The sequence below is a fragment of the Haloplanus salinarum genome (genome assembly GCF_024498175.1).
Lineage (GTDB): Archaea > Halobacteriota > Halobacteria > Halobacteriales > Haloferacaceae > Haloplanus > Haloplanus salinarum.
This window is the reverse complement of record NZ_CP101823.1, coordinates 1,831,101-1,844,034: the sequence shown is the minus strand read 5'-3', so window position 1 is coordinate 1,844,034 and position 12,934 is coordinate 1,831,101. Positions and strand designations below refer to the sequence as shown.

General features: G+C 51.7%; 12 protein-coding genes and 1 tRNA gene. 6 read left to right on the top strand and 7 right to left on the bottom strand.

All coding sequences use genetic code 11. From position 1 onward, the window contains the following. Positions 1-12 precede the first annotated feature (12 nt). From NO364_RS09535 to NO364_RS09520, 4 genes are all read left to right on the top strand, one after another. The gene (locus NO364_RS09535; RefSeq protein WP_257627377.1) at positions 13-516 is read left to right on the top strand and encodes a copper resistance protein CopD; all 504 of its coding nucleotides are present in this window, start codon (positions 13-15) and stop codon (positions 514-516) included. Positions 517-572: 56 nt separating this feature from the next. Next, positions 573-643 (top strand) — tRNA-Gly (locus tag NO364_RS09530). A 186-nt stretch (positions 644-829) separates the two neighbouring features. Continuing rightward, entirely contained in the window at positions 830-1,975 is a 1,146-nt protein-coding gene (locus NO364_RS09525) for a tyrosine-type recombinase/integrase (protein WP_257627376.1), read from the top strand. 4 nt (positions 1,976-1,979) lie between these two features. After that, positions 1,980-2,303: a hypothetical protein gene (locus tag NO364_RS09520; protein ID WP_257627375.1), complete on the top strand. Its 324-nt coding sequence runs from the start codon at positions 1,980-1,982 to the stop codon at positions 2,301-2,303. Here NO364_RS09520 and NO364_RS18375 read toward each other — a convergent pair. Then, positions 2,300-2,692: a DUF2085 domain-containing protein gene (locus NO364_RS18375; protein ID WP_425491991.1), complete on the bottom strand. Its 393-nt coding sequence runs from the start codon at positions 2,690-2,692 to the stop codon at positions 2,300-2,302. The two genes, NO364_RS09520 and NO364_RS18375, sit on opposite strands and share 4 nt — an antisense overlap. Before the next feature lie 420 nt (positions 2,693-3,112). Further along, positions 3,113-3,508 carry a zinc-ribbon domain-containing protein gene (locus NO364_RS09515; protein WP_257627374.1) on the bottom strand — a complete coding sequence of 132 codons (396 nt, stop codon included), beginning with the start codon at positions 3,506-3,508 and terminating at the stop codon, positions 3,113-3,115. 491 nt (positions 3,509-3,999) lie between these two features. Between NO364_RS09515 and NO364_RS09510 the strand changes: the two genes are divergently transcribed. Next, a complete protein-coding gene (locus NO364_RS09510; protein ID WP_257627373.1) occupies positions 4,000-5,703 on the top strand; it encodes a hypothetical protein in 1,704 nt (567 codons plus the stop codon). Between the two features lie 632 nt (positions 5,704-6,335). Here NO364_RS09510 and NO364_RS09505 read toward each other — a convergent pair. From NO364_RS09505 to NO364_RS09495, 3 genes are all read right to left on the bottom strand, one after another. Further along, positions 6,336-7,106 carry a DUF5677 domain-containing protein gene (locus NO364_RS09505; RefSeq protein ID WP_257627372.1) on the bottom strand — a complete coding sequence of 257 codons (771 nt, stop codon included), beginning with the start codon at positions 7,104-7,106 and terminating at the stop codon, positions 6,336-6,338. 735 nt (positions 7,107-7,841) lie between these two features. Continuing rightward, positions 7,842-8,042 carry a hypothetical protein gene (locus tag NO364_RS09500; RefSeq protein ID WP_257627371.1) on the bottom strand — a complete coding sequence of 67 codons (201 nt, stop codon included), beginning with the start codon at positions 8,040-8,042 and terminating at the stop codon, positions 7,842-7,844. Positions 8,043-8,262: 220 nt separating this feature from the next. Continuing rightward, positions 8,263-8,901: an IS6 family transposase gene (locus NO364_RS09495; RefSeq protein WP_251331022.1), complete on the bottom strand. Its 639-nt coding sequence runs from the start codon at positions 8,899-8,901 to the stop codon at positions 8,263-8,265. 99 nt (positions 8,902-9,000) lie between these two features. Here NO364_RS09495 and NO364_RS09490 point away from each other — a divergent pair, with 99 nt between their 5' ends. Then, entirely contained in the window at positions 9,001-9,414 is a 414-nt protein-coding gene (locus NO364_RS09490; RefSeq protein ID WP_257627370.1) for a hypothetical protein, read from the top strand. Between the two features lie 457 nt (positions 9,415-9,871). On the opposite strand, the gene NO364_RS18445 is transcribed toward NO364_RS09490, so the two are convergent. Then, positions 9,872-10,261, bottom strand: coding sequence for a DUF8076 family protein (locus NO364_RS18445; RefSeq protein ID WP_474509143.1), 390 nt, complete (start codon positions 10,259-10,261; stop codon positions 9,872-9,874). Positions 10,262-10,263: 2 nt separating this feature from the next. Next, positions 10,264-12,927 (bottom strand): DUF1156 domain-containing protein, encoded by a 2,664-nt coding sequence (locus NO364_RS09480; protein ID WP_257627368.1) that lies wholly within the window; start codon positions 12,925-12,927, stop codon positions 10,264-10,266. Between the last annotated feature and the right edge of the window lie 7 nt (positions 12,928-12,934).

Sequence of the window (12,934 nt, the reverse complement as noted above, 5' to 3'; positions counted from 1 at the left end):
GCCGCCGGAACGATGGACCCTGCGCTCGCCCTCTCGTACGTCGTCCACGTCGTGTCGGCGGCGTTCTGGACCGGCGGCGTCCTGTACGCCGTCTACGCGGTCATCCCGGCGGCGTCGGCCGGCGACCTCTCGCCGGCGGCGTTCGCGCGGAGCGTCGACGGCCTCCTCCAGGTGACTCGATGGACCGGGGTCGCCCTGCCGCTCACCGGCGCCTACCAGCTGTGGCTGCTCTATTCCCTCCCGCGGCTGTTCGGCACGACCGCCGGCCACCTCGTCCTCGGGATGGCGGCGCTGTGGACCCTGATGAACGGCCTCGTCGAACTCGGCGTCTATCGCATGTGCCAGTCTCGCGGCGACCCGCCCGGACTCGGTGCGTACTTCCGCCGGGGCTTTACCCTCGGCGGCGACGCCGACGTCCCGGCTCTCGCCGACGTCGGCCGACCGTACTTCCGCGCTGGTGCCGCCCTCGCCACCCTCCTCCTCGTCGACGCGGCGCTCTTGGCTGGGGGTGTGTGACGCCGTCCGACGGCTAACGTAACTGCCTTATCCTCCCGTCGAGAACCGACTCGTGGGCGCCGGTGGTCTAGTGGTAGGACCTGAGCCTTCCAAGCTCATGGCCCGGGTTCAAATCCCGGCCGGCGCATGAATCGGCGTTTCACGCCTCGTACGCTCATTTTGCGGCGCGAAACAGTCAGAAACCAAATATAGAGAAAATCTTCCGGTTCGGCTAATGGAGATTACCCCGCCGCCGTGTGGCGATTAGAGTGGGTAGGCAAGGAAGCCCCGAAACCACGGGCTTCAGCTAATGCCGAACCGGGGAGTGATACTCATGCAACTCAAGGAAGACACCACTAAGACGGTCGAATTTCCGGTTCCTCCGGTAGCAGAGGCAACGGAAGAACGACTCGATGATTTCTCCGCGCTTCTCGGAGACGACTATCGAGACTTCAAGCAGACCTTCCTCGAATGGCTACTCATCGAGGGGCGGGATACCTACAAGCGAGAAGGCTACGCTGATGCTACGGTGCGGACGACCCACTACAAGGTCGAAGAAGCCTACCGTTGGTTGTGGGAACGCGAAGAAAGCTACACCAAAGAGTTCACCCCCGATGACGCAACGGAACTAATCGAATTTCTCGTCCGGCGAACGACGCATCCTGAAACTTACGTCTACACGTTCGAGAAATCACTGAAGCGTCTGTTCAAGTTCTTCCGCGAGAAGCGGAACAAGGACATTCCCGAGTGGAGCCACGACATTCCGCTGGACACCAACTCAGATTCCTCCACCAAGGACAAGTTCTACCCCGAAGAGATGCGGGCGCTCTACGAAGCCGCACTCGCTATCAGCTCCGTCAAGAGCTACCACAGCGTTAGTCGGTCGGAACGTGATCAGATCAAGGCGTATCTCGCTCAGCGATTCGAGATGCCCAAATCGGAGATCGGTGCCGAAGAGTTCGAGCGGGCAAACTCGTGGAAAATCCCTTCAATTGTTTCTGTGTCCTCAGACTGTGGACTTCGACCCATCGAGGTGGGGCGTGCGAAGGTAGACTGGTTCAATCTGGAGAACAAGAAGATGCTCGTCCCGAAAGATGAGTCCACGAAGAACGACGCCGAGTGGGAGTGTGCGCTTTCCAGCAAATCAGTTACCGCCGTGAGCAATTGGCTCTCGGAGCGCGGGAGTTACGACCTCTACGACGGACGGGACGCGGTGTGGCTTACCCGGACGGGGAACACCTACGGGTCAGGTACGCTGAATCGCGTGCTGTCCAAACTCATCGAGGCGGCCGATCTCGACCAGCAGGGCCGTAACCTGTCGTGGTATTCCTTCCGTCACGGATCGGCCTCAATGTGGGCTGAACAGGAGGGGATCTATCTGGCGAAGAACCAGCTTCGGCACAAGAACGTCGAAACGACGATGCGGTACACTCGTGGGTCGGTCGATGCCGCGACGAAAGCCGCCGATTCAATGTGGTGAAATAATGGAAGACGATACTACTCAAATCGATCCGGAGGACGTAATCCTCACCAAAGGGACGTTAGGATACAACATACTGCTGAACGGTGAATACGTTGGAGCTATCGAAGGATTCCCAGGGAAAATGGAAATGATTGAGGTCGAACTTCACTTACGAGACAAGGGAATCGCACGAGCCGCTGTCAACGAGTTCATAGCCATGAGCCAAGCACACGGCCTCTCCGAAGTGACGACGAACAACGTGATGCACCCTGCGATGGAACACATTTTGGAATCCGAGGGGTTCGAAAAGCGATCAGAGGAGATGGGGTGGAGTAAAGAAATTTAGTTTTGTTGAAACAGAACACCAAGCAGAAATAGAATTCCGCCGTTTGCGAAGAGAACGACACCTACGCCGAGTAGAACGCCCGTAAGAACCCGGATTGAATTCGTACTTTCACGATCACCAATCAATTGCGTAACGCCGTCTATTCCTCCAGGAATTAGCAGTACAACTCCTAACAAGATGGATAATGCCGGAGTCAGAGAAGCACCCCATACAGGATACGTCAGCATAGTCAGTATCCCACTCGTGTACATCCCGGTACATCGAGCGCACAACCCGAAATACCGACCTCGGTAAGATAAGGAACGGTCTGGACGAGAGTGACAGAGTGGATACGGGCGGAGGATTTTATTTGAAACTCGAAAAATATCCTCGAGAAATTCTCTTGTCAATCTCCAAGCTCCGTTCCACAATCGTGGCAGAAATTGTTCTCTTGACTGTTTTGCCAGCCGCAACTTGAGCAAATTTGCTTTTTACGGGTTGTCTTTTTGATCTGCGTCTGACTGCTCGAATTCAGGTATGACTTCACATTATTTCGCCATTTCGACCCTGATTTCGTTAGGAATGCATAGAACGGGATTGCACCCAAATATCCGAATATCATATAAAACACTATATTGGTTATTTGAGTTATTGCTGAACCAATAAGCCCACAAATCAAAAAAGCGACAATAACAATCACCCACGCCAAGATGGGATGTATCCGTTCGTGAAGCGGGTCAGCAGACTTGTATTTCCCACTCGGATCATTTCGTTCTTTCTGAGATCCCTGTGAGGAGTCTGCAAAATCATTCTCCCCCGTCTGATTCTGATCACTCATTTTGCCCCAACTCTCTGCCGCAATCTATACAGAAATTATTAGAATGAGGATTTTGCCAGCCGCAGTCAGAACAAATTTGCTTTGCTGTTGAGTTACTGATCTGTTGTTGCTGGCTCCCTGAATGGTTTCTTCCTTCGTCGTGATCTGTCATCATGTGCTTGAGATCTTCTCTGGCCATTTTCGTAGAAAGCATCGGCAAAAGTCCAATTGTCAAAACGACTAATCCGAGAAATGGATCTCCACTAAAAATTAAAAAGAATGATAAAATGATACCAAATCCTATCGAAGAAAGGATTATAACTGCCTTGGCTTTACTGGGTTCGGTTCGTTCATTGTGTCTGTAATTCCAATCACTCGGTGACAGCTCATCGGAATCGTCACTGGTCATCTTCATCCTCAGAAGGTTTAAAAGTGAAACCACAGTCACCACAGTGATTTGCTTCCGTGGGATTCTCCATCCCGCAGTCAGGACAAACCCGTTTTGGTGCCGAACTGCTGTTGTCTGACACCGTAATCTGTTGTTGCTGTTGCTGTTTCGAACCGCAACAGCCGACTACCCCTAATCCAAGAAGTCCCAATAACGCCGTCCCCATCCCCATAAATTCGACCAACACTATTTGAACTGTTTATTCGTTTCAATATACACGGTTAAATCTACGGATGAGGGGACATTCAGATGTATTAGAAAATTATCATTAACTTGTTGTTTGATACGACTTCCGGCACTATTTAATCCTCTCCTCCACTCGTCAACTTATCGCTCTATTTGAGGAACCAAGTCCATCACTAACCCTCTCTAAGGTTCGGGATCGCCTCGATGCCTCTATTCGTCGCGCTTTCGACCAAGACAACACTACCCTCGTAGAAGCTCTCCCGGCGATGGGCAAGAGCTATGGAGTTATCAAGTGGGCTGAGAGGACAGGAAATCCACTTACCGTCTTCACTTCTCGACGAGAACTCTACGGACAATACGTGGAGTGGTGTGAAGAGATGGGTCTGAGTTTCCTCTCACTACCTGCTTTTCAGCATGACTGTGAAACAATGGGAGAGGATCTACCCTTGGAGGCGGAGGTCAACCAGATCTATGAGTCGGGAATCTCCGGAGCAGAAATCCACGAAAACGCTCGCCAATACTTCGGTCAACCACTACCCTGCCAGCAACAAGGGAAGTGTCGATACATGGAGCGGCGGGAGTTCGATCCCGAGGACTACGACGTGCTGATCGGTCACTACCTCCAAGCTCACAATCGAGACTACTTGGAAGGTCGGTACGTCGCTATCGACGAGTTTCCGGGTGATGCGTACTTTTTCGAACCGACACATAACGAAGCGACGAGAGCGATCAGCAACTACCTGAAAGCTGAAGACACTCTTCCGTTCGAGAACTGGAAGGATCTGAGTGAACGTGGAGACGATTCTGAGTACGAGGAGGAGGTCAAGGAGTGGAAGGAAAACCTCGGTTTCTACTCTCACAGGGATACGAGACTACATCTTCAACAGAACCCCGGATTCCATGCTCATGCTCCGCTCCTCACCTATGCTGGACTTGAGTTTGAACTACTGGATAACGAGTGGGAGTGCGCTACCCTTAGATCGGGACGAATAGCCGTTCGAAGTCCCGAAGACGAATGGACTGTCCTCATTCCGCCCCCACTCTATGCTTCGGAAAGCGTCGTTGCTTTGGACGGAACTCCCACAGTAACCAAATGGCGACTGGCCCTCGGTGGAAACTGGATAGAACGCGAGGAAGTGCTTGACTCAGATACGGAGAAACGGGAGTACCTACGGGACGTTCTTGGCCTCGAAATCAAGCAAACAGATGCTGGTTCGAAGCCGTATCAGAGCGGTAAGCACGTCAATACCAAATCCGATGGAGCGTTGCTGGAGGGGATCTACGAGCGAGAAGAGTCTCGGCCAGCGGTTATCACCTCAAAGCAAGCTCAAGCACAGTACGAGTCATCAGACGTATTGTCACTCATAGAGGGCGTGGAACACTACGGCAATCTCAAAGGAAGTAACAGGTTCGCAGAAGTCCGTGTTGGCGCGGTGATTGGAAGCCCTCACCCACCAGAGAATGAGGCTGTCAAACGATGGGGCGCTCTCGATGGGGAATCCATCGAACGGAAGGAGCGGGAAGATGGACAGCCGACCCGTGGCGACGATCTCGACTTCGGGGGACTTGGTAACGCGCTGTTTCGAGACGTTGTCGAGAAAGAGGTTCTTCAGGCCGTGCTACGTTTTGGTCGGACCCCGAGTGCTGACACGCATGGAGCGGCAGTGTATGTCCACACATCCCGACTACCGAGGTGGGTCACTCCCGAACCCTTGCGGATCAAGACGTGGTCTGAGGGGATGCAAGAGGTTGTAGCGGCGCTCCGTTGTTCGCATGATTGGCCCGATGGCGAGCTTACCAACAAGGAGATCGCGTCGAACACGTCGGTCGGGACGAAGCAGGTCGGTGAGCTGATGAAAGAGCTGGACGAGGAAGGATACGTCACTCACCGGCGCGGCGGGCGTGGGAACGCGTATCACTGGTCGGATGTTCGGTTGGAGGAGTTCACGGAGTTCGGTCAGGTGGAATAGGGGGTTTCTAACCTCTCAGGTACAGGGACTTAGTACGTCACACTTCGAGAAAAAACGCATAGAGGGTGTGCTGAGGTTTCGACAATCAGCGTAACACAGGCAAGTGGACTATACGCGGTTACTACTACTACTATTATTACTACTATAGTGTATATACAAAACCACCTACAGTAAGAGTAACAACTACAGCAAGTATAAGAAACACAGTAAAATGAACTCTTATATAACCTATTTTATGCTGTTAAAACCCATGACCAACAAGCCGACTCTAAGGTTTAGAACACATCCTTAGTAATACAGTATATCAACTCCAATATAACCGTTCCATAGTAGTTCACCGCTCATCAAGACGACAATGTGAGATCGACGGGAGCGGCTACCCAACAGATTCCAACAGAGAGCCGCACACTAACCGCTGTTTGGTTTCTTGAGGTTGCGAAAGGGATGAATCATACTGGTAATCTAAGCCCGTTAGACAGCCGTCTAAAGTGATTCGAATAATTACTCGAAATTTGTTAAATAAAACGTCAATTGTCGAAACAGCCAGGGCAGTTGGAACACTACTCAGATCGAAAATCGGCAGAGTAGGTAAGCTCGTCAGCGAGATTGGTGGTCTGAGACTGGAAATTGCGTTAAATTTCTTCAGGGAAGTTCTCAAGCCCAACCTCTAAGAGAGGATCAGGTTCATGATTTTCCTCAATTTCCACCCACACTGGTTCTAAGCTCTCTTTCATTCCTGAATAGCCCTCAGTGTCTGAGTACAATTTGATTAACTGGATAATGAGTCCGAGAAGAATATCCAACTGCCATCTGAGAAGTTGCAAATCTTCCTCTTCGGAGTAATTTCGGTCCACATCAACCCCGTCAATACGAATTGGATGAACGTTCCGATTACTGAGCAAATTGAATAGTCGGCCGAACTCATGATCTGTGTTCTTCAAACGCGATTTCTCTTTTTGAAGCATATCGTGGAACGCATCTTCGACGTGGAGTTCTTCCCATTGCCATTCTCCAGAACCTGCCTCCAAGTCAGAATTGAGTATCTCGCGTTCCTGTCTCAGAAATCCTCTTGCAGTCTCGATTTTGTGATCGTTCATATAGTTCAAAATCAGATACGTCTCAATTAGAGTTCGTACGTCTCGATATGCAGAGTCATAGAACTGGTTCCAAGTCAGAAGGTGAACTGAGGCAACACTATTGATTGCCTTAGTTATGAGTTGTTGCTGATACCAGTGTCTTTCATCATCCTGTTTTTGACAGAGTTGGTCGTGTACATTTTCAATCTCTGCTACACTTATTAGTGCTAATTGGGCTTGGTCATGATGGGGATGGGAACCCGGATATAGAGTATCAGATTTAAAGAGATCAACCTGAACCGTTCGGTAGCGTTCCTCCGTGTACATCAGTCGCTCAATTGTAACTGATAGAACTACATCTTGTCGGAGAGTTCTACTGGTCATGTATTGAGTGAGAAACAGCCGCCTCGGAGATTCGGAACTGCCGATGGAATCGTGGAGTGCCGGCCATCTCGGCAATTAAGCTGACAACCAGTGCGACGAGACTTCGAGAGGTCGTGTGTGAAGTGGAGTAACCACGCATAGAGCGGGTGTCAACATGATCTCCTCAATGACTCGGAACGACAGTCCGGAGGGAGAACACGTACGAGATCAACGAGGATTGGCGGAAAGATCAATCAAAATAGGGCGAGAATCAGTCGGTCGCGATCCCGCTAAGAGATCTGGTCCAGACGGCTCAATAGCCCTCATAGCAATTCTTTTTCTCCTGAAGACTGACTCACACTTGCATGACTACTGGCCTCACAGAAGACGATCTCCAGAGAATAAGGGAGTTCGTGGAGAGATCACCTCGTAATCGTGGGCCGGATGTGCTGTGTCCAGGCAAAGACCCAGATTCCGACCCCGAAGATGCTCATGAGTGATTCACCGGCCAAGTGTCCTGTCTGTGATGAGGCGAGAAACACTTCGACCCGACTGTACCAACATCTGCAAGTCAGCCACCGAAAGAGTGCGGTCGCAAAGGCGCTTATTGACGCAACCTCTGATGAAAGCGACTCATCGGGCGAAGAAGCACTGGTGAAAAGGTAACTCAGCGGAACAAGCGATCAACGGTGGGTTACTTCACACGTCAAATCCGTTCCGCCTGAGTGCCTCTGCCAGCTCACCGTCAGGATCAGCCGCAAACTCAACCAACGAGGACTCTGGTCTTGTTGTCGTATAGAGGTCAGAGTCGATATTATCCGGGATCTCGTTCGTGTGTGAGTTGTCTACAACTGCGACTGATATTGTTGGCCTCGTAGCCCCGTCTTCTGACTCGCTCATTAACTGATGGTACGAGAGAGCGACATTTGGCCTTTGGTATTTGAGTATAAACTGCTCTTTATCGCAAGAGTAACCACGCATAGAGGTGGGGGTAGAAGCAAGCCCTCCTACTGAGTGTTCTTACGAACAGTTCCAAGCAACTGAATCCCTGACCGAAAAAAACCAACTCTAAGGTTCGTTACAGGTTTTGATGAAAGATCCCATCGTTGGTTGGGTCGTGTTAACTTTGGCATCGATTCCACCAGACAGCGAGGGCTTGGAGCCACGATTCTGCTGTCGTCGGCTCCACGTGGCTGAACGTATTTGAAAACGAAGAGGTTCGTCGTTTTATCTCACGAAATAGACGTTCGACGGCATTCCGATTGCCATGGCGTTCGTATCTGCAATCGAGGCCGTGTCGATCGAGGGCAGTTTGGAGCCATTGAGCATCGTCGACGAGAAACACGGCGGTTTCGACATCGTGTTTCTCGCGTAATTCGCTCAGGAAGATTTCGGTTAAACCAGTCGTATACGTGCTAAAAAGCCGTATGTGAAGGAATGTGTTTGTTTCAGGATCAATGGCGGCGTACAGCCAGTATTGCTGATCGTTGATTCGAATCACGGTTTCGTCAAGCGCAACGTGATTCGGGCTCGCACCGCCTTCGGGCTGTAGATCGGCCTTCTGCACCCAGTTGTGGACGGCCGTTCGAGAGCGTTCGACACCCAACCTTTCAAGAATCGAGATGGTATTCGAAAGTGATAGTCCAGCCACGTGCATCTGAATACCGAGCCGCATCGCGAACTCGGGTGTCCGCTGACGCTCCACAAAATCTAATTCGATCCAGTCGCTACCGTCGCTGAGGCGTGTGATTTCGGGCATAGACACTCAGAAATCAGCACGCCTCACTCTTCACGCTTAACTTGACACGACTGTTGGTTGTCACCCTGTCTTTTTGTGCGAGAAGGTACAAGACGTGTCATGCGTTACCAATCAGCTTCAGAACACCCAACGTACACTTACCTCGATCAACACTGGCCGATTCAAACGGAGTTCACTGACTCTGGTAAACCAATAAAACTCCTCATCAAAAAACAGTTTGCGCCGTTGGCAAAAAAGGTCTACAACGCTTATAAGCGGGGATCAGAAATCTACGCCGTGCTTAATGAGTGGACGAACCTGACGGACAAACTCCAACTACCAAAGATACCCGAAGTGACTGTTGAGTTCGGCGGTATTGCTGTTTTCATTGTTCGGGTGTTGATTTCTGCCGTGGTTTGGGCCGTAAAACACGGGGTTGAACTTTCGAGATTCAAACTCCATACCGGTGGCTCGATGGGAGAAGGAGGCATCGGTTGGACGCCAATGGGTGAAGTGATATATCGAGAGTGTTAGCACTTCGAATCTGTCTGTCCGCTACATTCTGCAGTGAGCAATTCGGGAAACTCTGAACACGAGAACGTGTCGACGGTTACCGAGAGCGCCGAAATCAGCCGCGTGGCGACTCGAACAAACTGACTGCATGGCGGCCTAACGCTCTCTGGAGTCGCCTGTACCGTTTCACGAGCTATCGAAGGAAGCGCGATCTTGACGACTACCGGGAATTAACACTCTCTGTTTCAACCGACGATTTCCGACGCATAGAGTCGGTTTTGGTATCTATCTTCCCACCATCTTAACGAGGACAGCGGGTTCTCTTACCCCGCCTCTAAGGCTGAAAAAACTCGCGGAATCGTTGGGTATCCCACTTAATGTCCCCATGTGGAACACCCAACGATCTCTACTACGACACTGGAGACTGCGGTGAAGCGGCATGAAGCGAGGGGAAACAAAGCGGTACCTAAAGGAGGGCCTATTTCCGGGCGACAGCGTGATTCGCCGTGATGAGGTTCGGTTCCTCTACGAAGAGATTCCCGACAGGGAGATAGACCGCGTCACCTCCTCGTTCGATTCGAACGGTAAACACGTCATCGTCGACGAGATCACCGTCGAATACGAATTGGACAGCCTGCGGCCCGTGGAACGAACTCACATCTCGAAGTACGTCACGGAGTTCTCGAGCGGCGTTGTCCAAGTCCTCCTCGTCGGCACGGTACAGGAGATCTTCCAAGCCGGTAACGGTCACACGAGAGGGGAGCGAACCATCTCCTGCAAGTCGGCGGAAGAAGGCAAGTGCTGGAATCGATTCTTCGGTGTCTTCCACCGCATCCGTCACGAGATTGTAACCAGCGTGGAGACTCATAATTAGAACTGTGAGAGGCTCATTTCCATCACGCTCTCGTAGCGGTCGTCGTCCGTGGCGTCAGCCATGAACTCTGCCAACTCTTCGAGGTCGCTGGATTTCCACTCGCTGAGGTACTCGGCGGTGTTCTGATCTGTGATGTACAGATGGTAGAGGTACTGTACTTTGTCGATGTCGAGCAAGCGGTCGGAAGTGATGTTTCCGTTCAATTTCCCCTCGATGTGATGGACCCTCTCATCAGCAGGAACCGGCTCCTTCAGCTTGCGCGGCCCCTTCACGAGTTTCTCATCTTCGAGGTCGCTGACGTTCAGATTCTTGGCGAGCAGTTGCTTGTTGAGGTCGTCGTACCCTTCTGGACCACGCTGGACGAAAGCGGCGTAGGCCTCGCTCATCGCATCGATGCTCGCCGGGAGGTTGACCGAGCCTTCGAGAACCTGTTCGATGATGGAGTCCACCGTTTCCAACGCCTCGTCGATGCCCGCCTGCTCGCCCTCGGAGTAGACGTTCGGGTAGTACCGGGAGTAGTAGTACATACACTTCCCGCGAAGGATAACGCCGAGGTCAGCCTTGGAGAGATCTTCGTGACGCTCTCGCTCTTCTTCGGCCATGTCTTGCAACTCGAAGAAGAGGTTCTGTCGAAGTTCCGTGAGCGTGATTTCCTCGTCGGCTTGCTCCTTGTTGGCGAACACGAGGATGTCGTACTCCGCGTTGTCGAGTTCGGAGATGTGAGGACTGTTCGGCATCTCCGACTGGACGGGGTACGCACCCGTGATGGTGAACCCGCTCTCAATGAGTGCCTCCAGAATCACCGACCACGCTTCGTTCTCGTTGTGGTGATAGGTGAAAATCATCTCCCCGTCCTGTTTGAGGACGCGGTGACACTCCGAGAACACGTTGGCGAGCGACTTGACGAAGAACTCCTCGTCCTTGTTGGCGTTCTCGTTGGCGACTATCTCTCGCGCCTTCGGGACGAGTTCTGGTTTGAACTCATCGTACTCTTCGTGAAGGCACTCACGAAGCCACACGTAGAAGTAATCAGATAGTTTCGAATACTGTACGTTGTCGTAGTACGGAGGATCGGTAATGACGTAATCAACTGACTCATCATCGGCATCAATTCGCTCTGCCGTTGAGCAGTTTAGCCCTGCAACTCTGTCTTCGCTGATTGATTCGTTCGTGGCGTAGTACTGCTCAACATCGCCTGTCTGTCGATTCTTGACTTTCTCAAACGGCTCCTTACAGTATCGCTTTGCTTCCAAGATTTTATCAAAGAAGTTACCTAACGCATTACGGCTACCGTGGCTGTTGAGAGGATTACCTTCAATCGGTTGTACTCGTGGGATGTAGGCGTGACGCTCAAAAACATGTCCTGAAATTGAGTAGGTGATACCCCACTTCACCAGTTTTCCGTTGTACTCCAAGTTGTTCGACACGCCGGTAACGAGGAATTCTGCGATATTCTGAGCATCCGCGTTCTTGAACTCCTTCTTTTTCGTCTTCCAAGCACGGTCAAACAGTAATCCAAACGTCAGAAGATGTCGGTCGGTGAAGACTTCATTAAACCGTTCGTAATTGTAGTTTCGCAAGGCTCCGGTTGTCATCGCCATCCCTTCTGGAATCCTCTGATTGGGAAGCGGAAGTTCCTCTCTGAGTTCGTTAAGACGTTTTTTGGCCGATTTTACTAACTCAGAGTCGGTTGAATCGAACTCTTTGAATTTCTTGTTTCCTTGCGGGTCTACGTACTGAAGTGCGAATCGCTCAAATTTTGGCTTCTCATCCTTTCTTCGTAGTGTTTCCTTAATATCGTGTTTATGTCCGTTTGAACAGGTGTACTTTCCCCATCCGGCGTTTCCATCAGTCGGGTCAAACTCGTGGCCACAGTTTGGACAGACCTCATTTCCATCAGTCGAAACAGTCATCGTGACGCCACTTGCGGCGGTGACTTCCGTTCCTTCGTCAAGGCCTTTGTCGCGGTCTTGTAGTTCGATGATACGGTCGTCACATTCCTGATTCGGACAGTACAGAACACCCGGACTCGTTTTCTTTGTCCTTGACAATTCGTAGCGCGGGAACAATTGAACTTCCTCGTCGCACGTCAGACACGGAATCCGCTGTGACTGGAAGTAGTATAGAACCTCGCACTCCTGCCCTGTCTCGGGATCGACGGTTGTGTAGTACTCCCCGAGTTCATCTCGCACCTCCTCCAGAATCCGGTCTGACTCACGTTCGAGAACATCAAGGTTCACATCGTCCATCGATTTCTTCTCCGTCCACCACGCGACGGGGTTGAGTTCGTAGCCGACGACATCCGCGCCGAGGCGGTTCATCTCGACCAGCGTCGTTCCCCCTCCGGCGAAAGGATCGAGGACAGTCACGTCGCGGTCGATGTGTTCGTCGTTCGGGTTGATTTGCTCGTCGTAGGAGTCGATGTACAGCCCGTCGTGGCTCCCGGTCGTCCGCTCGGTAAGGATGTCGTCTTTCGTGATGGTATCATCTGTGAGTGCCGCGAGGCCGAGACAGCGGAACGTGGAGCCGGGCCGACGCGCCCACCACTTGTGAAGCGAGTATATGGGGCGGTACACGTCGCGTCGATACGTCTCCTTCTCGGCCAGTTCGTCCATCAGATTCAGCGGGAGTTTGTCCCAAGTCTCAGTTTTGTTGTCCATGAGTAGC

Bases quoted from the DNA above. Each gene is read 5' to 3' on its own strand.
- NO364_RS09535 (WP_257627377.1), top strand. From the start codon at position 13: ATGGACCCTGCGCTCGCCCTCTCGTACGTCGTCCACGTCGTGTCGGCG.
- NO364_RS09525 (WP_257627376.1), top strand. From the start codon at position 830: ATGCAACTCAAGGAAGACACCACTAAGACGGTCGAATTTCCGGTTCCT.
- NO364_RS09520 (WP_257627375.1), top strand. From the start codon at position 1,980: ATGGAAGACGATACTACTCAAATCGATCCGGAGGACGTAATCCTCACC.
- NO364_RS09515 (WP_257627374.1), bottom strand. From the start codon at position 3,508: ATGACCAGTGACGATTCCGATGAGCTGTCACCGAGTGATTGGAATTAC.
- NO364_RS09510 (WP_257627373.1), top strand. From the start codon at position 4,000: ATGGGCAAGAGCTATGGAGTTATCAAGTGGGCTGAGAGGACAGGAAAT.
- NO364_RS09505 (WP_257627372.1), bottom strand. From the start codon at position 7,106: ATGTACACGGAGGAACGCTACCGAACGGTTCAGGTTGATCTCTTTAAA.
- NO364_RS09500 (WP_257627371.1), bottom strand. From the start codon at position 8,042: ATGAGCGAGTCAGAAGACGGGGCTACGAGGCCAACAATATCAGTCGCA.
- NO364_RS09495 (WP_251331022.1), bottom strand. From the start codon at position 8,901: ATGCCCGAAATCACACGCCTCAGCGACGGTAGCGACTGGATCGAATTA.
- NO364_RS09490 (WP_257627370.1), top strand. From the start codon at position 9,001: ATGCGTTACCAATCAGCTTCAGAACACCCAACGTACACTTACCTCGAT.
- NO364_RS18445 (WP_474509143.1), bottom strand. From the start codon at position 10,261: ATGAGTCTCCACGCTGGTTACAATCTCGTGACGGATGCGGTGGAAGAC.
- NO364_RS09480 (WP_257627368.1), bottom strand. From the start codon at position 12,927: ATGGACAACAAAACTGAGACTTGGGACAAACTCCCGCTGAATCTGATG.